28 protein-coding genes, 1 riboswitch and 1 other annotated feature are annotated in these 23,507 nt (G+C 46.2%); of the genes, 7 read left to right on the forward strand and 21 right to left on the reverse strand.

The features are described 5' to 3' along the window. Positions 1-102: 102 nt before the first annotated feature. The 8 genes from NCCP2331_RS02825 to NCCP2331_RS02860 form a co-directional block, all read right to left on the reverse strand. On the reverse strand, positions 103-336 hold the full coding sequence (locus NCCP2331_RS02825; RefSeq protein ID WP_251668358.1) for a hypothetical protein: 234 nt from the start codon (positions 334-336) through the stop codon (positions 103-105). 63 nt (positions 337-399) lie between these two features. Beyond that, on the reverse strand, positions 400-1,416 hold the full coding sequence (locus NCCP2331_RS02830; protein ID WP_251668361.1) for a ThiF family adenylyltransferase: 1,017 nt from the start codon (positions 1,414-1,416) through the stop codon (positions 400-402). Continuing rightward, positions 1,413-2,186: a thiazole synthase gene (locus NCCP2331_RS02835; protein ID WP_251668363.1), complete on the reverse strand. Its 774-nt coding sequence runs from the start codon at positions 2,184-2,186 to the stop codon at positions 1,413-1,415. The genes NCCP2331_RS02830 and NCCP2331_RS02835 overlap by 4 nt, the downstream gene beginning before the upstream one ends. Continuing rightward, positions 2,183-2,389, reverse strand: a complete 207-nt coding sequence (gene thiS / locus NCCP2331_RS02840) for a sulfur carrier protein ThiS (RefSeq protein WP_376776793.1) — start codon at positions 2,387-2,389, stop codon at positions 2,183-2,185. Before thiS ends, NCCP2331_RS02835 begins: the two co-directional genes overlap by 4 nt. Positions 2,390-2,406: 17 nt before the next feature. Continuing rightward, entirely contained in the window at positions 2,407-2,997 is a 591-nt protein-coding gene (locus NCCP2331_RS02845; protein ID WP_251668365.1) for a thiamine phosphate synthase, read from the reverse strand. Between the two features lie 77 nt (positions 2,998-3,074). Beyond that, positions 3,075-3,183, reverse strand: a riboswitch (TPP riboswitch). A gap of 72 nt (positions 3,184-3,255) precedes the next feature. Next, complete coding sequence (locus NCCP2331_RS02850; protein ID WP_251668367.1) at positions 3,256-3,954, reverse strand: Crp/Fnr family transcriptional regulator; 699 nt, start codon at positions 3,952-3,954, stop codon at positions 3,256-3,258. Then, positions 3,932-5,833, reverse strand: a complete 1,902-nt coding sequence (locus NCCP2331_RS02855) for a heavy metal translocating P-type ATPase (protein WP_251668369.1) — start codon at positions 5,831-5,833, stop codon at positions 3,932-3,934. The genes NCCP2331_RS02850 and NCCP2331_RS02855 overlap by 23 nt, the downstream gene beginning before the upstream one ends. A gap of 28 nt (positions 5,834-5,861) precedes the next feature. Further along, positions 5,862-6,083 carry a heavy-metal-associated domain-containing protein gene (locus NCCP2331_RS02860; RefSeq protein WP_251668371.1) on the reverse strand — a complete coding sequence of 74 codons (222 nt, stop codon included), beginning with the start codon at positions 6,081-6,083 and terminating at the stop codon, positions 5,862-5,864. 168 nt (positions 6,084-6,251) lie between these two features. On the opposite strand from NCCP2331_RS02860, the gene NCCP2331_RS02865 reads away from it, so the two are divergent. The 5 genes from NCCP2331_RS02865 (at position 6,252) to NCCP2331_RS02885 (ending at position 10,571) form a co-directional block, all read left to right on the forward strand. Then, positions 6,252-6,932 (forward strand): phosphoribosylaminoimidazolesuccinocarboxamide synthase, encoded by a 681-nt coding sequence (locus NCCP2331_RS02865; protein ID WP_153723408.1) that lies wholly within the window; start codon positions 6,252-6,254, stop codon positions 6,930-6,932. 614 nt (positions 6,933-7,546) lie between these two features. Further along, positions 7,547-8,071 carry a diaminobutyrate acetyltransferase gene (gene ectA, locus NCCP2331_RS02870; RefSeq protein WP_153723409.1) on the forward strand — a complete coding sequence of 175 codons (525 nt, stop codon included), beginning with the start codon at positions 7,547-7,549 and terminating at the stop codon, positions 8,069-8,071. Between the two features lie 65 nt (positions 8,072-8,136). Next, on the forward strand, positions 8,137-9,417 hold the full coding sequence (ectB, locus tag NCCP2331_RS02875; protein WP_251668373.1) for a diaminobutyrate--2-oxoglutarate transaminase: 1,281 nt from the start codon (positions 8,137-8,139) through the stop codon (positions 9,415-9,417). Between the two features lie 12 nt (positions 9,418-9,429). Continuing rightward, positions 9,430-9,819 (forward strand): ectoine synthase, encoded by a 390-nt coding sequence (locus tag NCCP2331_RS02880; protein WP_153723411.1) that lies wholly within the window; start codon positions 9,430-9,432, stop codon positions 9,817-9,819. A 155-nt stretch (positions 9,820-9,974) separates the two neighbouring features. Further along, positions 9,975-10,571, forward strand: coding sequence for a superoxide dismutase family protein (locus NCCP2331_RS02885; protein ID WP_251668375.1), 597 nt, complete (start codon positions 9,975-9,977; stop codon positions 10,569-10,571). Positions 10,572-10,723: 152 nt separating this feature from the next. On the opposite strand, the gene NCCP2331_RS02890 is transcribed toward NCCP2331_RS02885, so the two are convergent. From NCCP2331_RS02890 to NCCP2331_RS02905, 4 genes are all read right to left on the reverse strand, one after another. Beyond that, the gene (locus tag NCCP2331_RS02890; RefSeq protein ID WP_251668377.1) at positions 10,724-10,996 is read right to left on the reverse strand and encodes a translation initiation factor 2; all 273 of its coding nucleotides are present in this window, start codon (positions 10,994-10,996) and stop codon (positions 10,724-10,726) included. A gap of 109 nt (positions 10,997-11,105) precedes the next feature. Next, positions 11,106-11,396, reverse strand: a complete 291-nt coding sequence (locus tag NCCP2331_RS02895) for a DUF2653 family protein (protein ID WP_251668379.1) — start codon at positions 11,394-11,396, stop codon at positions 11,106-11,108. Next, a complete protein-coding gene (locus tag NCCP2331_RS02900) occupies positions 11,381-11,827 on the reverse strand; it encodes a hypothetical protein (RefSeq protein ID WP_153723414.1) in 447 nt (148 codons plus the stop codon). Before NCCP2331_RS02900 ends, NCCP2331_RS02895 begins: the two co-directional genes overlap by 16 nt. Positions 11,828-11,924: 97 nt before the next feature. Further along, positions 11,925-13,052, reverse strand: coding sequence for a CAP domain-containing protein (locus NCCP2331_RS02905; RefSeq protein ID WP_251668380.1), 1,128 nt, complete (start codon positions 13,050-13,052; stop codon positions 11,925-11,927). A 268-nt stretch (positions 13,053-13,320) separates the two neighbouring features. Between NCCP2331_RS02905 and NCCP2331_RS02910 the strand changes: the two genes are divergently transcribed. Beyond that, positions 13,321-13,782 carry a hypothetical protein gene (locus NCCP2331_RS02910; RefSeq protein WP_153723416.1) on the forward strand — a complete coding sequence of 154 codons (462 nt, stop codon included), beginning with the start codon at positions 13,321-13,323 and terminating at the stop codon, positions 13,780-13,782. A 20-nt stretch (positions 13,783-13,802) separates the two neighbouring features. Next, positions 13,803-13,976 carry a hypothetical protein gene (locus tag NCCP2331_RS02915; RefSeq protein ID WP_251668382.1) on the forward strand — a complete coding sequence of 58 codons (174 nt, stop codon included), beginning with the start codon at positions 13,803-13,805 and terminating at the stop codon, positions 13,974-13,976. Between the two features lie 49 nt (positions 13,977-14,025). On the opposite strand, the gene NCCP2331_RS02920 is transcribed toward NCCP2331_RS02915, so the two are convergent. The 9 genes from NCCP2331_RS02920 to NCCP2331_RS02960 form a co-directional block, all read right to left on the reverse strand. Then, positions 14,026-15,237, reverse strand: coding sequence for an MFS transporter (locus NCCP2331_RS02920; protein ID WP_251668384.1), 1,212 nt, complete (start codon positions 15,235-15,237; stop codon positions 14,026-14,028). Between the two features lie 65 nt (positions 15,238-15,302). Next, positions 15,303-15,575: a binding site (T-box leader), on the reverse strand. A gap of 68 nt (positions 15,576-15,643) precedes the next feature. Next, positions 15,644-16,360 (reverse strand): dihydropteridine reductase, encoded by a 717-nt coding sequence (locus NCCP2331_RS02925; RefSeq protein WP_251668386.1) that lies wholly within the window; start codon positions 16,358-16,360, stop codon positions 15,644-15,646. A gap of 769 nt (positions 16,361-17,129) precedes the next feature. Next, positions 17,130-17,390, reverse strand: coding sequence for a hypothetical protein (locus tag NCCP2331_RS02930; protein WP_251668388.1), 261 nt, complete (start codon positions 17,388-17,390; stop codon positions 17,130-17,132). Positions 17,391-17,548: 158 nt separating this feature from the next. Continuing rightward, on the reverse strand, positions 17,549-19,699 hold the full coding sequence (locus NCCP2331_RS02935) for an MMPL family transporter (RefSeq protein WP_251668390.1): 2,151 nt from the start codon (positions 19,697-19,699) through the stop codon (positions 17,549-17,551). Between the two features lie 338 nt (positions 19,700-20,037). After that, entirely contained in the window at positions 20,038-20,898 is an 861-nt protein-coding gene (locus NCCP2331_RS02940; RefSeq protein ID WP_309296356.1) for an IS3 family transposase, read from the reverse strand. Further along, a complete protein-coding gene (locus NCCP2331_RS02945) occupies positions 20,898-21,191 on the reverse strand; it encodes a transposase (RefSeq protein ID WP_251668392.1) in 294 nt (97 codons plus the stop codon). The genes NCCP2331_RS02940 and NCCP2331_RS02945 overlap by 1 nt, the downstream gene beginning before the upstream one ends. A 217-nt stretch (positions 21,192-21,408) precedes the next feature. Next, a complete protein-coding gene (locus NCCP2331_RS02950) occupies positions 21,409-21,609 on the reverse strand; it encodes a cold-shock protein (RefSeq protein ID WP_009766462.1) in 201 nt (66 codons plus the stop codon). Between the two features lie 157 nt (positions 21,610-21,766). After that, entirely contained in the window at positions 21,767-22,771 is a 1,005-nt protein-coding gene (locus NCCP2331_RS02955; protein ID WP_251668394.1) for an inorganic phosphate transporter, read from the reverse strand. A gap of 13 nt (positions 22,772-22,784) precedes the next feature. Next, the gene (locus NCCP2331_RS02960; protein ID WP_153723422.1) at positions 22,785-23,405 is read right to left on the reverse strand and encodes a DUF47 domain-containing protein; all 621 of its coding nucleotides are present in this window, start codon (positions 23,403-23,405) and stop codon (positions 22,785-22,787) included. Between the last annotated feature and the right edge of the window lie 102 nt (positions 23,406-23,507).

The following is a 23,507-nucleotide window of genomic DNA, read 5'->3' on the forward strand; positions in this document are numbered from 1 at the left end:
CCTCTTGTATGTATAGTAGAGTATGCAAAATGTTAAGTCAAGATAACATCAAGATATTTTACAGGCAATAAAAAAGCACCTCGGTTGAGATGCTGATCGAATTTATTCTATCTCTTTCCCGGCACCCTTGTCCGTCCGGTGGTATTCGGAAATCTGCACGACACGCACATTGCGCGTATCCAGTACGTGATAGATGCCGCGGCTGTCGCAGAATGAGACGTAGCCGCCGCGTTCATCCTGCACAAGCTGCCGGGCTTCTTCGAATGAATGCAAATGGACAAACCGCCTGATGTAGTGGATTTCATCAAAGAAATAGGTGATTTTGAATTCCTTCATTTTAACCGGCTCCTTTTTTATAGCCAGTGTATCACGCGAAATTCAGCAATGACCAATGAAAAGTCAGCCGAGCAGCCCGGCGGCAATCTTTCTTGCTTCTGTTACATCTTTTGTGCCATGGACGAGCATCCGGCCGTCGCGGAACAGGACAAGCCGGTGATTATGGTATTCGCACGAAACTAAGAATGGGTTTTGCACCAGTTTTGATACGGTGCCCTGGATGGTCTCCGCAAAAACAGGCAGTTCGATCTGACGGTTTTTCGGCCAGGTCAGCTGCACAGTATTGCGTCCGCAGAGCACAGCTGTATGCACCATATCTGTCGCGGATAAAAACGGATAGGAAGGCTTCCGGGAACAGCTGGGGCATTTAGATTTTTTCAAGTTACGGACGTTCATTGCCGACCGTTCTCCTGTCCATAGATCGGTTGACTCCAGACGGGGATTCATTTCAGCACCCGTCACGTATTTCAGCAATTCAGCCGCTTGCCGTGCAGCTGTCGTCACGACAATCGGGCTGACGACGCCGACGGTATCACAGGTGAGCGACTGCGTAGGCAATGCTTCAAGCAGGCAGTGCAGGCAGGGCTGATCTTCTGCAATACCAATTGGAAATGTCAGGCCGTAACTGCCGACGCAGGCTCCCATGAAGAAGGGGAGTCCCAGCTTCAGACAGGCATCATTTGCGAGGAGGCGCGTTTCGATATTGTCGGTTCCGTCGAGCACATAATCATGTCCTTCGAATAATTCCAGTACATTCTGAGGCGTGACATCCGCTACGATCCCGGTAATTTTGACGTCGCTGTTGATCGCGCGCAACCGTCTTTCCGCTGCCGCTGCTTTCGGCAATTGGGCAATCACATCTTCTTCGGAGTATAGTTGCTGGCGGTGCAGATTGGTCCACTCCAAAATGTCGCGATCGACAATCGTTACTTCACCGACCCCTGCGCGCACGAGCATCTCGGCCCCCGAAGAACCAAGCGCCCCTGCACCTAGGATGAATACTTTCGCTGCCCGGATCCGTTCCTGTCCTTCTTTGCCGATCGGTGCGAACAGCTCCTGCCGTGAATATTTTCCGCTCAATTCGGCACAAGCCCTTCCATCGGACTGCTGGCGACTCCGTAATCCCTGACCGGCATGCGTCCCGCTCTGTAGCCGAGACGTCCCGCTTCAATCGCCAATTTCATTGCCAGCGCCATCTTCACAGGATCCGCCGCTTCGGAAACGGCCGTATTCAATAACACACCGTCCGCTCCAAGCTCCATCGCGTAAGCTGCATCTTTAGGAGAACCGATTCCCGCATCGACAATGACCGGCACATTAGACTGTTCAATAATCAGAGAAAGATTCAACGGATTCAGGATTCCATGACCTGAGCCAATTGGCGCGGCGCCCGGCATGATGGCATGTACACCGAGCTCGCAAAGCTTTCTTGCCAGCACCACATCGTCAGACGTATACGGAAGAACAATGAATCCTTCTTCAAGCAGCATTTCCGACGCACGCAGTGTTTCGACAGGATCCGGCAGCAGAGAGCGGCTGCAGCCGATGATTTCCACTTTCACCATATCGCACAGCCCCGATGCTTTTGCGAGCTTTGCGATATGCACTGCTTCTTCCGCTGTGCTTGCCCCCGCTGTATTCGGCAGCAGGGTATAACGGTCCAAATCCAATTGCTCCAGGAAATTCGGCTGTGACGCTTCAAAAATATTCATCCGGCGCACGGCGAACGTCAGAATATCAGCTTCCGACACCGCGACTGCCTGTTTCTGTGTCTCAAATGAAGGGTATTTACCTGTTCCCAATAATAAACGTGAAGAAAACTTCTTATCTGCGATTTGTAACATACTCATCCGCCTCCTACAAAATGTATAATTTCAATTTGGTCTCTGTCCATGATTGGTGCGCCATAATGATCCTTCTGCAAAATCTCTTTGTTCTTCTCGACGATTAAAATTCGGTCGCTAAGCTTCAAATATTCTAATAACTGCTGCACCGTTTCTACTTCAGGAACCACCGAATACGACTTGCCGTTTAAATCAATCGTTTTATCCAATGATGATCTCTCCCTTTCTATAAATCCCTTGCATGTACATACATTTTCACTGTGTCCACCGCATCCGGATTGCTGAGAGGAGACAGGATTGCCGCGCCGCAGACCCCATGTTCTCTAAGAAATGGCAGATGTACCGGCTGAATTCCACCGATTGCATAAACGGGGACAGAACATGATGCAGCTATTTCAAAAAGCTCATCCGTACCCCGCGGAGTCAGTCCTTTTTTCGAAGCTGTCGGATAAATATGACCGTACAGCAGCCAATTCGCTCCTGCTGCCTGCGCTTTGCACGCCTCCTCCAATGAATGGACGGAACACCCGAATTTCAATGAAGGGAAAGCGGCCCGCACATCATTCGCTGACATGCCGAAACCCGTCAGCTGGCAGGAGATGGACAGCGATTCCGCGAGGCTGGGACGCGCATGCATAATTAATTTATCCGGCGGGAATCCGCTGGCGGTGAGGCGGAAAATCAGTTTTTCCAGCTGTTCATCCGACTTAGACTTCTCCCGCAGAATGAATGCATTGATATAAGGTTCTGTCTGCCGCAGCTTGAGCAGCAATTCGTCAACAGAATGACGATCATCCGTAATCCCGATTAATTTCATTGCCGTTCGCCTCCAAATGAAAAAACCACTTCCCGAATCGGAAAGTGGTTGGATGTGTCAGCATGCATGAGAATACGCCAAAACACTTGCCACTTCCCTCCGCAGGTACAAACCTGTTCAGGTGATAAGGGTTTCAGAGCCGCACTCTTTTCTCAGTCCTTGTAAAGGATTCCCCTAATGGTCAAAAGATTATGATTTTCACTAACAGCATAGCACTTACCAGATTGAAAGAAAAGAGGTATGCCGATTTTCCGACTGCTAAACGAGTAATAAAGAGTCTAGGTCGATGATTTCCAGGGTTTTGGAACTGGCCTGGTGAATCCATCCTTGTTCTTCGAATGCACTTAATTTCCGGCTGATCGTTTCAGGAGTCGTACCAAGATGGGATGCAAGATCTTTTCGGCTCATCGGCAGTTCGACGGTCAATTGCTGCTGTTCTTCAGACAGATCCGCTAAATACAATGCAAGGCGGGTTTCAGCTGATTCCATGGCGATTCGGGCGGCCCGCTGTTCTGTATCTGCGAGGCGGGAAGAGAATTCCGTCAGCATCTTTAATGAAATAGCGGGGTGTGTCTGCAGGAGCTGCTGCATTTCATCCCGCTGGATAATGCATAATTCAACGCCTTCCAATGTCTCCGCATAGGCGTCATGCGGTTTCGCATCGAACAAAGACAGTTCCCCTGTGAAATCCCCGGGTTCTAGAATGCGGACAAGCTGTTCCTTGCCGTTTTCTGACAGACGGTAGACCTTAATTCGCCCTTTATGCAAAATATACAAGCCTTCAGACCGGTCGCCGCTATGGTAAATCGTTTCTCCGCGCGGGTAGTTCACGCTGTGGGCAAGTTCGACAATTTGGTCCATCTGTTGCTCATCCAAATGATTGAAGAGAGGGACGAGCGCAACGCAGGAATGATGATGTTCTTTCGCGCCCAGTTCACAATGTGATTCTTGGTTCATTCGGTATCACCTCACTTTTATTCTGTTTCATTGGTTTGTCGCTAGTATAGCGTATTAACCGGATCGCGTTCAAGATGACGAGAAGTACACTCACTTCATGGACGAGCATGCCGGAAGAGAGGAACACCTTGCCGAGCAGTACACCGAGCAACAGGAGGAATACGGTGCCGACCGCAAAGAAGGTATTCTGCTTCATGTTCCGTACAGTGGTTTTCGCTAAAGCATAAGCATGGGAGAACTGATCGAGCCGGTCTGCCATCAAGACGATATCTGCCGTCTCCATCGAAATATCTGTGCCGCCTTCCCCCATGGCGAGTCCGATGTCCGCTGTAGCGATAGCGGGGGCATCATTGATTCCGTCGCCTGCCATTGCGACATGGTGACCCTGTTCTTTCAAACGCTGGACCGCTGCTACCTTATCTTCGGGTAATAGTTCGGCATATACAGCGTCAAGGCCAAGTTGCTCGCCGACTAGCTGTGCTGTGTGTCGGTTGTCGCCTGTCAGCATGATCATTTGGCTGATTCCATTTTTCCGCAACTTAGCCAGCGCTTCGGCAGCTTCTGGACGTATTTGATCAGCAATCGAGATAATTCCTGCTATTTCCCGGGAAATACTAACAAAGATCGCCGTATTTCCTGCTTTTTCGCGTTTAAGTGCATATTCTTCCACGTCAAAAGGAATGGATATGCCTTGTGCTTCCATTAATTTGCGATTGCCGGCAGCCAAACGCTTTCCTTCTATTGTAGACAATATTCCGTTGCCCCTGACCACTTCTGCATCCTCTGGTTGATTTACCAAACGAATGGCACGTTTCTTTGCTTCCTTAACGATCGTCTGACCTAAATGGTGTTCGGAAATCATTTCCGCTTCGGCCGTCAGACGCAATAACTCCTTATTCTCTATACCCCATCCGCACACATCGGTTACTTCGGGACGTCCCTTTGTCAATGTGCCGGTTTTATCGAAGACAACTGTATCGATTTTCGCCAGCTGTTCCATCACTTCGCCGCCTTTGACCAATACTCCGTTGCGGGCTCCGTTGCCGATCCCCGCGACAATTGAAACGGGGGCAGAAATGACAAGCGCGCCGGGACAGGCGATGACGAGGAAAGTTAAAGTCATTTCCATATTGCGAGTGAACAGATAGACGAGTACGGATAAAACCACGATGGACGGTGTGTAGATATTAGCGAAGCGTTCGAGAAACTTTTCGGTTTTTGACTTGGATTCCTGCGCTTCTTCCACGAGTTCAATAATACGGGCAAAAGTCGTGTCATCGCCAACTCGTGCAGCGATCACTTCTATATATCCTTGTTCGACGATGGTCCCGCTGAACACTTGATCATCCGGCATTTTGCTCGCAGGCACTGATTCACCTGTGATGGCCGCTTCATTCAATGTTGCGTTTCCTGAAATAATCGGACCGTCGACCGAAACTTTTTCTCCTGAACGGATGACAACCCGGTCACCGATTTCAATGTCGTCCACTGGAACAATAAAGGTTTTTCCGTCACGGACAACATGTGCTTCAAGCGGTGCCAAATCGGTAAGAGCTTTCAAGGATGAACGCGTTTTTTCCATTGTTCGGATTTCGAGCATCGCACCGAATAAGAACAGAAAGGTTACGGCTGCGGATTCTACATATTCTCCAATGAATAATGCACCGATGACAGCGATGGTAACGAGCAGTTCAATGCTGAAGGCTTTCATCCGAATTGCTTTGAAAGCTTTGATGGCGATGGGCATTCCTGCTAAAATGGTGGACATAATCAATATGATTTGACGGGCATCACGCCATCCTGTGAAGTGAAGGATGACTGCGAACGCTAAGAGCATGGCGGAAGCGGCAGTGATGCGCATCGTTTGTTTGGCATGCATATAAATTCCTCCTTTTCAAGTAAGCCAGTCAAGCGACTTTCTGGTTGAGCACCGGGTAACCGAGCTTTTCAACGAGCTCTTGCAATTCATTGGCGGAGATGATGGCTCCATCGAATTGGACGCGTACTTTGTTTGAGTGGAATAAAACCTTCACTTGCTGGACTCCCTTGGCACGGGACAGGGCACCTTCAATTTTCTTGACACATGACGGACAGCTGAACGGCTCCATGAGGAAAACTGCTTTTTTCATTGTTCTCATCCTTTTCGTTTGTATTTAGTATCTTAAGTATAGGAGAGATCAACATGATGGACCTTGACCCTCGTCAAGTTATCTGCAATTTTCCCCTTTTTCTTCGGAGCAAAATGCATTATACTTAAAAAGAAGAACATTATTCATGAAATGGGGAGAAACGTTCGTATGAAGCTAACATATTCTGGTAAGACAAAAGACGTCTATCAATTAGAAGACGGCCATGTGCTGTTGAAATTTAAGGATGATGTAACAGGAGAAGACGGCGTATTCGATCCAGGTGCCAATACTGTCGGCCTGACAATAGAGGGTGCAGGGAAGTCGGGACTTCGTATGACGCAGTACTTTTTTGAAAAGCTCGCGGAGCAGCAGATTCCGACACATTATATTGCTGCCGATTTGAATGAAGTCACAATGACGGTCAAGCCTGCTGCAGTTTTTGGAAACGGTTTGGAAGTTATTTGCCGGTTCCGTGCAGTCGGGAGTTTCTTGCGGAGATACGGACAGTACTGTGAGGAAGGTCAGACATTGGATGCATTTGTCGAAGTAACACTGAAAGATGACGAGCGGCAGGATCCTCCAATTTCAGAAGATGCGCTTGCACAGCTTGGCATTCTGACGCATGAGGAATATAAAAACTTAAAAGAGTTAACAAAAAAAGTATCTGAAATAGTTAAAATTGAAATGGCGGAGAAAGGCTTAGATTTATATGACATCAAGCTGGAATTCGGACGTGATCTCGAGGGCAATATAATGCTGATCGATGAGATTTCAGGCGGAAATATGCGTGTTTATCAAGGCGAAACCTATATTGCACCAATGGATTTAGAAAAGCTGTTATTTTCATAAACGGCTGCCGGAAACTAAAAAAGTTTCCGGCTTTTTTTATTCCTCCTCAGACCATACGACGACTGTCTTGACAACACTTTACTTTTTCATCAAGTAAATAAAATAAGAAATTTACTGTTGACAACGCTTTCAGAGTTTCCTATAATTACAACCAGTGTCAGAGGAGACATGAAGTTTTGCTTCTTCACCAGTGTTTGAACGTTGGTTGGATGAATGCGTATGGCAGTAAATTCTAGATCATGAAAGTGTCTTTCATAATCAGCGAATCCTAATTTTATCAGCTGTTTACATGAACAAAAGCTCCCTGCTTTTGTAAAGGCGCTCTTTTTTGCTCTTCATACCGCAAGGCAGAAAGTTAGCACCCAGTAGCCAGTAACGAATCTCCATTTGGCTTTTCTACGTAAGTACCCTTGCTAAATCCATCGGTTTCCAAAAGGGAATCTGCCGAATGTTTTTATTCGGAACTAAAAAACCTCACAGTTATGACTTTTCAATGAACTTTGTTTTATGCAGCCGCGTTCGAGGGTAAAGAAGCAAACAGGCATCTTTAGAGAATTTCAGACAATGAACATTTGTGCAGAGCACACAAATGACAAGACTTGGAGGAAAACTGTTTGCAGAAACATCATAAGTATTCGATTGCAGGATATGATCCAAACGATCCCTATTCGTTCCGTACGCCGACTGTCAAAGACGGTAAATGGATCTGGCAGCTAGTGAAAGATACAGGAGTGCTTGATGTGAATTCTCCTTACAGCTATTTGCTGTGGGCGGATCAATTCAGTGAAACGAGTATCGTTGTGGAAGATCACGGCAAAGTTGTCGGTTTCATCTCAGGGTTCATTCAGCCGAAAGCACCGGATACGCTGTTTATCTGGCAGGTCGCTGTTGATGAATCGGCACGCGGACAGGGCTTGGCTTCCCGTATGCTGCACGCTATTCTGCAGAGACCGGTATGCCGGATTGTTCAGTACTTGGAAGCGACAGTCACCCCGACCAACATTCCGTCCACCAAGCTCTTTAAAGGGCTGGCACGAGATTTGCAAACGGAGTGTGCAGTTTCGGAAGGCTATACGGCCGGCCATTTCCCGGGCGGCGAACACGAAGCGGAAGAATTGTTCCGTATCGGGCCATTCTAAGCAATAGGCCGGCTGTCGCACAGGACACGTGAAAATACTAAATCTAACGGAGGAATTAATTACACATGGTACTGACAAAAAGTCAGAAGGTAATGGAAGTATTCGAAAATCGTGAGTCGCAAGTGAGAAGTTACAGCAGAAGTTTCCCTACAGTATTCGAGAGAGCAAAAGGCTACAAGATGTGGGATACGGAAGGTAAGGAGTATATTGACTTCTTTGCCGGAGCGGGTGCTTTGAACTACGGTCACAACAATGAAAAAATGAAACAGAAATTGGTCGACTATATTATGGACGATGGCATCGCGCACAGTCTGGATATGGGTACGACAGTTCGAAAAGAATTTCTTGAACGATTTAACGAAGTGATCTTGGAGCCGAGAAACATGAAATATAAAGTCATGTTTCCTGGACCTACAGGGACAAATACAGTGGAAAGTGCGCTGAAAATTGCCCGCAAAGTGACAGGACGCCAGAACGTTATCAGCTTTACGAATGGTTTTCACGGCATGACACTCGGGGCGTTGTCGGTTACAGGAAATTCTTATAACCGCGGCGGTGCAGGTGTGCCGTTGAACAATACGACATCGATGCCCTTCGATACATTTTTAGAAGAAGGTCAGTCATTGACATTCCTTAAGAAGTATCTGGCTGACGCGAGCAGCGGACTGGATCTGCCGGCGGCAATGATTTTGGAAACCGTTCAGGGTGAGGGCGGAATCAATCCTGCAAGCTTTGAGTGGCTGCGTGAAGTAGAGCGTCTTTGCCGTAATTACGATATCTTACTGATTGTTGACGACGTGCAGGCAGGCTGCGGGCGTACCGGAACTTTTTTCAGTTTCGAACCGGCCGGCATCAAGCCTGATATCGTTTGCCTGTCAAAATCTATTGGAGGGTACGGACTGCCGTTGGCCATTACGCTGATCAAACCGGAGTATGATAAATTCGGTCCGGCTGAGCATAACGGAACGTTCCGTGGCAACAACATGGCAATTTTGACAGCTACAGAAGCTCTGTCGTACTGGGAAACAGATGAATTCGCTAAATCGGTACAAGAAAAATCCAAGCTTATTACCAAGCGTATGGAAACAATTGTAGAGGATTATCCTCAATTAAAGGCTACCACACGAGGCCGCGGCTTCATGCAGGGTATCGTCTGCGGTGAAGGCAAAGAAGATTATGCAGATAAAATCTGTGCAAAGGCCTTTGAAAAAGGACTGATCATCGAGACGTCCGGCCCAGAAGGGGAAGTGGTGAAATTCCTCGGCTCCCTGACTATGGATGAAAAAGGAATCCATAAAGGGTTCGATATATTAGAAAAAGCGATTGAAGAAGTCGTTAAGAAATAAGGAGAGATACTTTTGATTGTACGTAACTTGGATGAAATTATTGGCAGTGAGAACGAAACGAAAGCAGAAACGTGGTCCAGCCGCCGTTTCTTATTGAAAAAAGATAATATGGGCTTCTCATTCCATGAAACGATTATTTATGCAGGAACAGAAACGCATATTCATTATCAAAACCATTTGGAAGCTGTGTACTGTGTTGCCGGAGACGGTGAAATTGAAACGACGTCGGACGGTAAAGTATATCCGATTAAAAACGGCACGATGTATGCTTTGAATGAAAATGATGAGCATTATCTGCGTGGCGGCAAAGAGGATATGCGCTTAATCTGCGTATTTAATCCGCCGCTTGTCGGAACAGAAACACATGATGAGAACGGTGTTTATCCTTTATTGGAAGACTGAATAACAAAATAGAAGCTCCAAAGCGGAAAGTTTCCTGCTTTGGAGCTTTTCGCCTTGATAGAAGTTAACTACAAGGTATCGGCAATTATGATTTCAGTGAATACTTACCGATTAACAGGAGAGAATGTATATAGCACAAACAAGGAGGCAGTAACATGTGGAAATTACACGGCGTTATACTGGGCGCTATTTTATTGACGGCCGGCTGCAGCAGCGCAGCCAAGGAAAAGGTGCCGGTCAGCGGCAGTGGAGAAAGTGGAGTGAAGCAGCAGGAGAAGGCGGCATCAGAAGTTAATGCTCCGATTATCAATACGGAAGGGGAGAGCATCGGTTCAGCTGTCATACGTGCTGAAGAAAGCGGCGTAGCAATGGATATCACTGTGACAGGCCTTACACCAGGCAAGCATGGCATCCATATCCATGAACATGGCGTATGTACGGCGCCTGACTTTAAAGCATCTGCGGGGGGGCATTTCAACCCCGGTGGCAAAGAACATGGTTTTGACAATCCCAAAGGGTACCATGCAGGAGATTTAGAAAATATTGAAGCGGATGATAACGGCAATGCAGAAGTCCGAATCACGACAGATGCTGTGACGCTGGAACTTGGCAAAGAAAATTCATTGCTTGACGGCGGTGGAAAAGCGCTGGTCATACATGAAGGAGAAGACGACTACAAGACGGATCCGGCAGGAAATTCAGGCACACCATTTGCCTGTGCGGAAATAACATCTGAGAACCTTTCTAAATAATTGACAGTCAGCAGTTCCTCTTTGATGAGGAACTGTTTTTTGTACGGTAGTGTTTATGGAACGCCGCGGCACTGGGAGCCGCAGCATTTCCGCGGAACACTGCAGCTCGCTTTCTGATTTCGAGAATTCATACAGCGGTTTTATGCACGTCTTCAAAACTGCCCGTAATTGCTGCGTTCCATGTTTTTTATTTTTCTGGTCAGATAATCCAGCTGTATTTGTATTTGCTCCAGTTGACTTGCCTGATCGGACGTTTGACTGTCGTTTTCTGCATTTACTAATTCCTGCAGTGCAATTGCTGCAGCCAGTGTTTGAAGACCATCGCCTAATGTGGAAAGAGCAGAACCAATAAATGAAAGTTTGGCCGCGTAAATTTCCGCAGACTCCATCTTCTTCTCTTCCTGCTTATTATCTTCATTATTCATTCGTTCACATCCTCAATAATAAGATGGGTTCTTCTTATATATATGAGGCGTGCAGCGAAACCATACTTCAAATGAAAAAGACGCCCCATAAAAGGAGCGTCTTGTCATATTATCTTACAACCGCAATAATGCCTTCTTCATCATCCAGTTTCAACTGAATGCCGGCAGCCATCGGATCCATATCCAAATACTGCTCGATCCATAAACGGAGTGCTTCGACGAGACGTGCTGTATTCAGCTGATGGACCTGGCCGTTCAGCTCTGCTTCAGCAGAAAAGCCTTCCTCATCATCATACGCAAGCTCAACTTCCACATCGTCCGGCATCGCGCGTGCTTCTTTCGCAATCAGCACACAGACCGCATTCGCCACATCCTGCTCAACAATTATCTGCTGTTCCATTGGTTCATATCCTCATTTTTCTTCCGTTCTTTTTCTTTGAAGATCGCGAAAATCTTCCGTACCAATGAAATGATGAAAACGATGGCGATGACGTTGATCATCAAACCGAGGAATGATCCGAGCATGCCCATATTAGCGAACAGGCTGCCGAATAACAAACCGGCCAGTCCACCGACTAACAAACCTTTCATCAGGCCGCCGCCCATGCCGGGTTTCGATGTTTTGCCGGCAGCTGTTGTATTATTGTTTTGTTTCGTTTGATCTTGTTTCTTTTCGATCTTATTAGGCTGTACACGGTTTGGTGTACTGAAACTTTTCTTACCAGACTTGTATCCGCGTGCTTCTGCTGTAATATTATCCTGGAAAACGATGTTTCCGATCGGCGACAGAATTAATGTCGCGGCCAAGAAAAATGCTGCAATTTTTTTCAATTCGTATTCTCCTTTAATGCTTAATAAGGTCCTCCTGTTACGCGAAGGCCTTCCCTCTATTTTAATAGATTGTAGGACAAATTGAAAGCAAACCTACCTACTTAGAGAAGAAATTCTCTGTATAAAAAGGCTGTTCTTTGTCATTAAAATCCACACCGATACCGAGGAACTGATAATCGCGGATTAAAATATTCTCACGGTGACCTTTGGAATTCATCAAACCTTCGTGGGCGAAGATGCTGCTCGACTGGCCGTACGCCAAGTTTTCACCGGCACTGACAAATTTCACGCCGTCCTTTTTCATTCGGTCAAAAGGGGATTCGCCCTGCAGATTCTCATGACTGAAATAATCATGCGCCGCCATGTCTACGCTATGTTTTCGGGCGGTGGCAGATGCCAGCTCATCATACGTCAAAATCGATCGGCCATGGCGCACTCTTGCCGCATTGGTCAAATCAAAGAGCTGTATTTCAAAGCCTTTTCTCATAGCATCATTCTGCGGTGCATAAAGTGCGGTCTTTTTTTGCTCCAGCTTATCAGAAATCAGCTGGACAGCCGTCACGGTCTGATCCTGATGCAGATCATAGAAAACATACGTATAGACACCATCCGAATGAAATATATCCATTCCCTCATCATCCTGCAATTTATAAATATTCGTGCCTTTGCGGATTTCCGTAATCGGTTCGCCTGCAATTTCACGGACTTTTGCTTTTGGCACGCCGTATTCGATTCCTATTGAGGAAGAAATTAAGCGGTCATTGGTATAGATGGCATTGACACGGCGCTGAATGTCATAAGACAGCATGACGAAATTCTGGTAATTCTCATGAAACGTCAGCCACTCGGTGCAGTATTCATTGACAGATTTACGTGCGGGTTCGCCAAGTTCGGCTTTTACATCGGCTTCCGTCATGCCGATTTGGATATTATGAATTGACAGAGCCCCCTGCGCCGGTGTTGCGAGCGCCGGCTGGGCGACTTCTTCAGGCGCACGTGATTCTGCTGTTTTATTAGAGACAAAGGCTACAATTGTTGTAATGGTCTGTTTTGTATAATCAAGCACAGATTCAACCATTTCTTCATCAAGCACAGATTCTACGCGCGCATCCAGCGGGTCCAAAAATGACAGGTCCGCGTACTTGGAAACGGGTCCTTCCCATAAAGGCTTGGCAGCGTATAAAATCACGATGAGAAACAGCAGTTGAAAAAGGCGTTTGAACATGTGACACCCACTCCTCTTTCACATTATACTCTTTTACCGGGCCTGCAATACAGCGTAAACCGCTGAATTCATGAAATTAATCGCCAGAGCGAATGGAAAAAGGGTATACTAAACAGAATGGAGTACGGGGAAGGAGTGGATGGCATGTTCGGCGGAATTAGCAGTGTACCATCCTGGTTCTATATCGTCGCATTTGCAGTCGTCATATTACTCGTCCTGTTCATTGAATGGAAAACGAGATAACACAATAGCGGAAAGTAGGAATGACATGTTAACATTTGAAGAGAAGCAGCAGATTATAGAGGGATTTCCGGAGTTAGTGAAAAAAGAGGTCTCCATGAAGCGACTGAACTATCATTATGAAGAATCGCTTTTCGATAAGACGGTCGTCGTGCAGCACTTGCACCCGAACGGCAACGGCTTTGTTTACGTGGCGGACGTCAAAGGCTATGAGCCGGATGAACGCGGGCTAGTTAATATCCGTGAATTCACTGCGGAGGAATTGCGTACGGTCATTAAAGCGGCAGTGGAAGCACTGGCAACAGAGCCGGCAGAAGCAGAACCGCTGTCTGAAACATGGCAGCATCCAAATGGTTCAACGCTGACTGTGCTCGAAGAAGACAGCTTTTTCAATGTGTATCACGGCGTCAATCTGGAAGAAGGTTTCGGCGATTACGGAGAAGCCGTCAGCTATCTGAAGGAAGAAGGCTTTTCATTGAAAACGAAATAATGCAATAGGAGTGAAATGGAATGAAGGGGAAAACACTGGCAATTGGAATGGTCGTGTTTACGATCATTGTCGTGGCGGCCATCTATTTCATGGTTACAGTTACATTTAAAAATAATCCGACACAGAAGAATCATCAATCGATGGAAGCACCTTCTTATATGGAAGCCGGCGCGTTTGGCTGGGAAATAGGATAATAAAGTAAAGTACCTGTGCAGTGCAGGTACTTTTTATTTTGCTGTTTTGTCAGTAATAGTCTCTTTTAGATTTGTCCAAAACCGTTATACTCACTAGAAATCCGGATGCTAAAAAAATAAAAGATCCGATTATATAGACAAGGCGAATGCTGTAGAACTCGGCAAGAACACCAATTGCAGCCGTAAAGAAAATAATCAGCAGTGCCTCTACCACGCCAAACACACTGGAGAAGCGACCCATAATAGACACCGGTACATGATTTTGATAAAAAGTTAAGAATCCGATGTTTGCAAAGGACAAGGCAAACGCCAATGTAAAAAAGCCGGTTGAAGCCCATACGAAGTTTTGGGAGAATGCAAAGATCAGGTAGCCAACCGGCGTAAATACGGCTCCGAAGCTGATGAGGATATTGGTTTTCAAACGGCTGGCGAATATAGCATTTGTCAATGATCCCAGTATAATTCCGATTCCTGCTATACTGACCAGAAACCCGTAGGTACTGTCAGACAACGAAAGTACTTTAGTTGCGAATGCAGCTTCTAGTGAGTCCAATCCTGTCATAAACACAGTAATTCCGCTGAAAAGAATATACACCCACGCAATATGCCAGTTTGATTTACTGAAGCTGAGAATTTCTATCCAGTCATTTCTGATCATGCGGAAGCTCCATTTTTCCGTTATAACGACATCACCCTTGACCTTATCCAAGTCAGGCAATAACAAAATAATTAAGGCCGAAATGCATAATGCAAGGGAATTTAATTGGATTGCAAGATATGGAGAGCCGATAAGAAAGAGAAACCCGGCTATTGACGGTCCCAGTATAAAGCCGCTTGAATTGATAAAGTTTCTTAGGGAGTTAAACCGCTGTCTATTACTCTCAGGTATCAGCTTGGTCATATAAACCATAGAGGTTGTTCCGAAGATGGAACTAGCCATATTGATGAGTAATACGCATAGATATATCAACAGCAGTGAATCCATATATAGCAGTAAAAGCAGTAAAAATGCTCTGATCAGGTCAAGGTAGATCAGTAATTTTCTTTTATTTATCCGGTCAACCAGACTGCCGGACCAAAAGTTTGTGCACAGAGCGGCAACAGGGATAAGTATATAAAGAACAGATACCGCGAATGGCGACCCTGTCATATCCAGTACAATTAGATTCAAGGCGATCAAGTAAACCCAGGCACCCAGATTCGACACGCCGATTCCTAGCAGCAGCAATAAAGGATCTTTCCATTTATTTAATTTCAACATGGCAGCCACTCCTACATTCATTTTTTTGAACACAAAAAAAGAAATCCCACCCTCACGTCAATAGACTTGAGGGCGAGACTTCCTGAATGCAGAAGTTCGCGGTGCCACCCCAGTTTGTTCCTGCGTCGCCGCAAAAACCTTTTCAAGTACGCCTGCAGAATACAGCGCAGGTTTATACTCTATCTCGATAACGGGAGAACCCGGCACATAATCAATGTAATGACTATCCTATGTGCAGCTCCAAGGCTTGTTTCCATGTGTATTTGCATACTCCTTCTCAGCCGGCGGAGTTCTCTGTAACGCTTACCCACATGTACTTGTCTCTTCATCGCTTATTAATGTAAATATATGTTACCATAATTCAATCATATCGACATAGCATTTCCAAGGAAGTATTTTACTATACTTAAATTGATGCAGTAACCGTTAGGAAATCAGGAAGCGACCGTTCGTGCTTGTCGAGCATAATATGTTCCGGCTTGATGCCCTGCTCACAGAGGACTTCTATGTTTTGCATAAGGAACTCGTCACTGCCGACAACATAAAAGAGTCCGTCTTTATCTGCAGCCAGATTTTTCACTTCGTCATAGTACTCTTTACGGTTATCGACGAACTGTGAAGTGAAATTTTTGTCAGACGCGGATTGAAAGATCTCAGTAAATAAGTAGTCCGTTGAAGAATCAATATTCAGCGAATGAATTTGATTGACATTGTCGGCGCGGTCGAAGTAATCAAGTACAAGCGGTCTGAAAGTAGCCAGTCCGACGCCTGAAGAAAGCAGATACACATTTTTGTCTTCCCGTTTTAGCGGTACATTTGAATGTGTTTTAAATATGGCAACTTCACTTCCGACTTCCATTTTTCTTAAAATCATTTTAAACTCGGAACATTGCTCTCTGATGCGCGTAGTGATACCGATTGAGTTTTCATGTGGTAACGTGGAGATCGACATATGGCGGATCAAGCCGCGATTCGGTTTATCTCCGGCATTAAAACCTTCCAGTGCGAAGTGGGTGTGAGAACCTTCTTCCCATGTGAAATCCTCCGGGCGGTCAAGCATATACGTTTTAACCTCAGGTGTTTCTTCGATGATACTATTTATTTTTGTCCAGTAGATTTTCAATGTATAGTCTCCTCACGTAATAAGATGTAGCTTTACTATACAGTAAATGATAGCCATTCTCAATTAAAAGAGTGATTACTTCGAAAAAAGTTATAGGATGTAAGGCGGCTTCTAATTCAGAGTGAAGTATTGCTGAAAAAAACTTTCTGAAATAATCCGCTGCTCTTCACCAAAACATGTGCTTGACAACCTTTCACATGCATTTTGGCAATGTGTGGATATACTTGTGCGGATTTCGTTTCTCGACTTTGTAGGGATTTTAATTGAAGTGTGAGTTTGCAGTTTAAACCCGCTTCGGCGCTGGGGGATTGGCTTACGCTATGAGCCTACTGGCGGAGAGCATGCCAGCAGTCTCACAGCCACGGCCGACCCCGTAGTTGCGCCTTCGCTGGCGTGGTGTATTTATATCATTTTGCTTTTTCTCAGAGTGTAGGTTTTGTGGGTGTGATTTCTTTTCGCAACTTTGCAAACGCATTGATCACAAGAATTTTAGCCACTGTAGAATAATAAGTATTGCATGAAATACCTAGCCTATCGTAATCATATTAAATATGATACCCATACTGTCTACTCACATAAGAAGTATTGAAAAACCAGCTAGTGCACCTTCGTTCTAGGCAACCTAAGTACGCCGACAGGTGCCTTAATGTCTGCAAAAACCACAGAAATACGGCCAAGCGAACTCTATACTGCAATTACAGCAAATCTCAAACTGCCCATGAAATAGCCAGTCAAGCACACATTTTGGTGCAGACCCTAATTCTCTGCTTCATTTAATTTGATAGGAAGTGACTACTGCGTGACCAATAAAGATTTTACAGTGGATACTAAAAAAACCGCCTATACTCACTTTGATATCCTTTGATTCATTCTGGTTAGTAGTTAAGTTGCCATTTAACGTACCTCTAAGCGCCAGGCCTATATTTTCATCTTGCAATTCTCCATCTACGTACAACTTTTCGCCAGTAAACCATCTATTTTCAACTTGTATTATATGACCGTCATAATTCGCTTCAAATACTTTCTTCATGAAATCCCTCCTCGTAAAATTAGTGGATCTTATTGCTGTTAAGGACAGCGCAATTCTTCAAGAAGTCGTCTCCATTATTATGCATACGTTCTGGATCGGCACTACGTTTCATTTTGAAAAAAAGAGCACCGAAAAATCGGTGCTCAAACGAGTTTTGCTTATTTTCCTAGGTCATGCGGTTGCTGGTTTTTCGAGCGGTACAGCCCTTTGCCGAACGGCAGCCACCAGTTCCACTTGCCGAACAGTTTCATCAGACTCGGCACGAGCAGCAGGCGGATGATCGTCGCGTCAATGGCAACGGCAATAGCGATGCCGACGCCGATTTGTTTTACCGGCATAACGTCCGTAAACGCGAAAGCACCCGTCAGAACAATCATGATCAGTGCAGCGGATGTGATAACTTTACTTGTCGTCGCAAGTCCTTCGACCGTAGACTTATCGTTATCGAATGAATAGGAGAATTCCTCCTGCATCCGTGAAATCAGGAATACTTCATAGTCCATGCTCAAGCCGAAAACGAGGCTGAACACGATGACCGGAATAATGAGTGCGACGGTTCCGGGATGCAGTCCGAAATGGCCATACTGGAATATATAGACGAGTATCCCGAATGTCGCCGACAGTCCGAGAATATTCATCAGGATTGCCTTAATTGGGATGACGAGCGACCGGAATGCGAACATCAGGATGAAGAATGTGGACACGACGATGATCAGCAGAACGTAGACGATTTGATTGGCGATTTCGTCGAAGATCTCCTGGTTGAAGCGCGGTTCGCCGCCGATCAATAAATTCCAGTCCGTCTTTTTGGCGGACCAGTCGCGCACCCAGTCCTGTGCTTCGTTCGAACTGCCGGAAGCGTTGAGCGTGACCGGGACGAGCAGCTGGTCACCGTTCGTGAAGTTCTCAAGCACCGGTTTCAGCTGTGCATCCATTTCCGGAGCAAGCAGTGACTGTTCCCATTGTTCCGGTGTTTCGACCCCGCTCACCGTGTAAATTGTAGAGACATCTCCGACCAATGGGTCATCGGTCAGCTGTTGTTCAAGTTTTTTTATCTCTGACAGCCCGCCGGTATCCTCCCAGCCGCCAGCGCGTTCTGCGAGAAGGAAGACGGTGCTTTCATTACCCATTCCGAACGTGTCCTGCATGCTTTCGAATGCCTGCCGCGTATCGAATGACTCAGGAAGCGAGTCGATCTGCGGTATCGTCAGCTCCATATTGCGTACGGGGATGAGCGCGATGGCCAATAAAACAAATGCCACGATAGCGATGGTCACAGGACGCTTAATGACGGCATTGGCAAATTTCCTCCAGCCATTCGCTTCTTCACCGCGGTCCTTCAGCAGCCGTCCTTTATGGATACGTTCGCCGAGCAGCAGCAGAACAGACGGCAGTAAAGTGAGGGAGGCTGCGACCGCCATGCAGACTACGACCATACCGCCGAGCGCGATATTCCCGAAAATATCCACTTTGATCAGCAGCATGGCGCCGAGGCCGATGAACACGCAGACGGCGGAGAAGATGATCGAGCGTCCTGCCGTGCGGATTGTCATGATGACGGAGTCCGTGATGCTCTGTTTCTTCAGTTCTTCGCGATAGCGGCTAATGAACAGCAGCGCAAAGTCGATACTGAGCGCGAGTCCGAGCATCGGCACGATGTTCAGCACGAAAATGGACAGATCCACATTGTTGCCAAGCAGTGCCAGGATGCCGAGCGAGCAGACAACGGTCCCGATTCCGACCAATAAAGGCACTACCGACGCAACGATCGTGCCGAATGCGAACAGCAACACGATGATCGCGATCGGCAGACCAATCGCTTCCGCTGTCATCAAGTCACGCTGACTTGCTTTATTGATATCGTGCTCAAAAGCGCCTCCGCCTGTCAGTACAATGCCGTTTTCTCCTTCGAATGAATCTCGGATATCCTCTACGGCTTTCGGCATATCGTCCGGTTCTTCGCTGAATTGCAGCATCGCATAGGAAAGATCGTCTGTGTATTGATCTTTTTCATTCAGCGGTGAAACGATTTTAGACGGAATTCCGAGGGAGTCCAGTTCAGAAAGTGTTGATTCTATTTCCTTGTCTGTCTTTCCGTCAAATACTAAAAACAGCGTCTCAGCAGGCAGATTGAAGTCCTCTGAGACGATTTTCATAACTTTTTCATGCTCCCCGTCCACACGGAAGCCGTCCCCCGCGAGCAGGCCGGGCAGCTGGATGGCGAAATAGGTCATGACGCCGAATAAAATCAGCCAGAATGCGAGAATCCATTTATATGATTTGGTGATGAAGTTTGCAAAGCTGTGCAAGGTGATTCCTCCCAGGTGATCTATGTATTGATCAGGTAGTCTATAATTATCATAGCGGAGAACGGGTGGAATGTCTTGCCGAATCGGCTGAAATCAATGACATCAAAACCTTTCTATGAGCGCTTGCGGGGGTTTTATGATCACACAGGGCAGAGGTATGAGCACTCAACGAAGTGTAAAGAGAGGTTGTGGTCTTCTGTCAAGAAAGTGGACAAATTCTTATGAGCAGATTTTTTGAAAAGCCTACCGCGCTACGCTTGGTGTACTTTCATAGGAGAGCAGTTAAAAAGCCAACTGCTCTCCCATGAAAGTTGTGAGCGACACTTGATCAGTTTCAGTCAGGCTTCGAGATGAGTTTCTTCAAATTCATTCGGTGATAGGTAATTCAGCGTAGAATGGCTGCGTCGCTCGTTATAAAACGATAGGATATAATCCAACACGACACGCTTAGCCTCTTCTCTCGTCTGAAATTCCATCCGATATACTAGCTCTTTCTTCAGGCTGGCGTGAAAGGCTTCGATACAGGCGTTATCGTAACAGTCCCCTCTACGGCTCATACTGATGCGACACTTATATTCTGTCAGAAGGTCAATATACTTTCGAGAGGCGTATTGAACACCTTGATCTGAATGATGAATCAGTCCTTCTTTAGGTGAACGCTGACGCAAGGCACGCTCCAGTGCCAGCAGCGGCAGTTCGGTGGAAAGGGAGGCCCCCGCATTAAAACCGACAATCTTTCGGGAAAAGAGATCCATCACCGTTGCCAGATACAGCCAGCCTTCCCTTGTCCAGATATACGTGATATCGGCCACCCATATTTCATTGGGGCGGTCTGCGTGAAACTGGCGTTTCAACAAGTTCGGATGGATCTGGTGTTCATGATTGGATTGAGTAGTGACCGTATACTTTAATGGCACGATGGCAGACAGCCCCATTTCCTTCATGTAGTTCGCCACTGTTTTTTCCGAGAGGATCAGACCTTTCTTCTTTAGTTCCCTGCATATACGCGGGCTCCCGTATACCTCTTTCTTAGCGTAGAAGATCTGCCGGATCTGTTTCTGCGCTTCCTCTTTCTTTCCCTCTGCCAGACTGACTTCCTTCGTCCGCCATTTATAATAGCCGCTTGGGGACACACCTAATACGCTGCACATCTTTCTCACGCGGTATTGATGCCGGTGATTCTCTATGAACGCATAGATTACAGCCGGCCTTTTGAAAAGATGTGCATGGCCTTTTTTAGTATGTCATTCTCTTCCTTCAGTTCTGCGATTTCCTTTTCAAGACAGCGTTGCTGATTGGCCTGTTCGGTGGGCGTCAGGTATTCCTGTCCTTCCGATTTCGACTGGAGTTCTTGGCGATGTTCCCGTTTCCAGCGAACTATTGTACTGGTAGGAATACCAAACTCCCGAGAGACCTCCGTGTTCTTTTTTCCTTCCTCTAACACTAGCTTCAGAATATGCTGCCTCAGTTCCGGATCAAATCGTTTACCCATGTGGACACGCTCCGTTCAATTTATATACTCTTATACAAACATGCTCATTGAATGGTGTCCACTTTTAATACTACCTTCAGTTGTAGGCAAACTACGAGCGGCAGCAAGGCTGTTATGATCGCTTGTCACTGTTATATGATCGTTGCTGTATATGTATTTTAAAAAAGAGAGCGATAAAAAAACCACTTCCCAAAAGGAAGTGGTTTGAAAGGTTAGATTAGTTTTTTGTAACGTTAGTTGCTTGAAGTCCGCGTTGTCCTTGCTCGATTTCGAAAGACACGTCTTGACCTTCTTCAAGAGTTTTGAATCCGTCGCCTTGGATAGCGGAGAAGTGTACGAATACATCGTCGCCATCTTCACGTTCGATGAAGCCATAACCTTTTTCTGCGTTAAACCATTTTACTTTACCTTGTTCCATGTTTGTTTCCTCCTCGTGCACTGTTGTGTACACATTGTATTACTATCCTTGCTCAATTCTTGAAACGGTCGAGATGAAATCGTCGGACCAACGTCGAACAAAAATAATTCTCCTTTATCATAACAACTATTGGCAGACATTGCAAGTTAAAAGAACCCTACACGAATAACGCGAGGACCTTATAAACGATTGCTGCGACAAGTGCAGAGATCGGCATCGTGATGATCCACGTCATAACAATGGTCTTCGCAACGCCCCATTTCACGCCTTTTAAACGCTGTGCTGACCCTACACCCATGATGGATGAAGAAATAACGTGCGTCGTGCTGACAGGCAGATGGAGCAGGGTGGCGCCGAAAATGATGGTAGCAGAATTCAGATCTGCCGCAATGCCGTGAATCGGACGGATCTTCATAATTTTACCGCCGACGGTTTTGATAATCTTATAGCCGCCGATCGATGTTCCGATCCCCATGGAAGTAGCGGCTGCGATACGTACCCACAGCTGAATATCATCGGAAGTCTGCAAATTGGCTGCAATCAATGCCATCGTAATGATCCCCATTGCTTTTTGCGCATCATTTGTCCCGTGCGTAAACGACTGGATAGCCGCCGTGCCGATCTGCATATAGCGGATCCGTTTATTCGCTTTGAAAAGATTTCGGTTTTTCAGAACGTTCTTCAGAATCGTCATGACAATGAAACCGCCGACCAGCGCAATGACCGGGGACAGCAGGAGTGCCTGAATAATCTTGATGAATCCGCTGTAGTTCAGAATCCCGAAACCGGCTGCTGCAATCGCGGCACCTGCGATCGAACCAATCAGCGCGTGTGACGAACTGGAAGGAATTCCGAAATACCATGTCACAAGGTTCCAGATGATCGCAGAGACAAGTGCGGCCAAAATGACCAATGAACCCACACCGTCAGGCAATAAAAAAGGGTCAACAATATCTTTTGTAATCGTCTTCGCGACCCCTGTAAACGTCAATGCTCCGATAAAGTTCATTGTTGCCGCCATCATAATTGCAGTCCGTGGTTTTAATGCACGCGTCGAAACAGATGTGGCGATGGCGTTGGCTGTGTCGTGAAAACCATTGATGAAGTCGAATGCCAGAGCAAACACGACAACGAGAATGGTGAGTATGAGAATCGTATCCATCGGCTGTTACTCCTTACGCGTTACGCATTATGATCGTTTCGATTGTGTTGGCGACGTCCTGGCAATAATCAGCAGTTTCTTCGAGTAATTCGTACAGATCCTTCAGCTGAATGATTCGGATTGGGTCTTTTTCCCGAATGAACAACTGCTTAATGGATGTCCGCAGCACGTCGTCGCAAATCCGTTCATACTCTTTGATCTGCACGGCATGTGTGCGCATCTCCACAAGCTTCTTATTCGTCAGAAGCTCCATTGCTTTGACGATTTCGTCCGTGCTTTTGACGATATTGTCCATGAACTTCTGCATATATTCATCCACTTCAATGAGGGAGAACATTTCCAAATTTCCAATGAAATGCTCGATTCCATCTAAGATGTCGTCCATTTTGATGGCCAGCTGTAAAATATCTTCACGTTCAATCGGTGTCATGAACGATGTGTTCAGTTTGGTGATCAATTCATGAATCAGCGTATCGCCTGAGGTCTCAAAGGCTTTCATTTTGATGCTGATTTCCTTAAGGTCCGCCACCGTATCTACTTTAAAATCATCTGCATAGTGCAGCGACTCCTGCACATGTTTCGCAATGTCCAATAAAGCAGTGAAAAATGGATCGGGTTTTCGTGGACTTAACATGTATTTTCCTCCATCTATTGTTGGAATCGTTAGTGTAACGTAGTTCAGCAGTTTCCCAAACACGCCTTAACGTATTGGATTCCTACATCATACCAAATTAAT

Origin of the sequence: Sporosarcina sp. NCCP-2331, from assembly GCF_023707945.1 — a bacterium.
Taxonomy (GTDB): Bacteria; Bacillota; Bacilli; order Bacillales_A; family Planococcaceae; genus Sporosarcina; species Sporosarcina cascadiensis.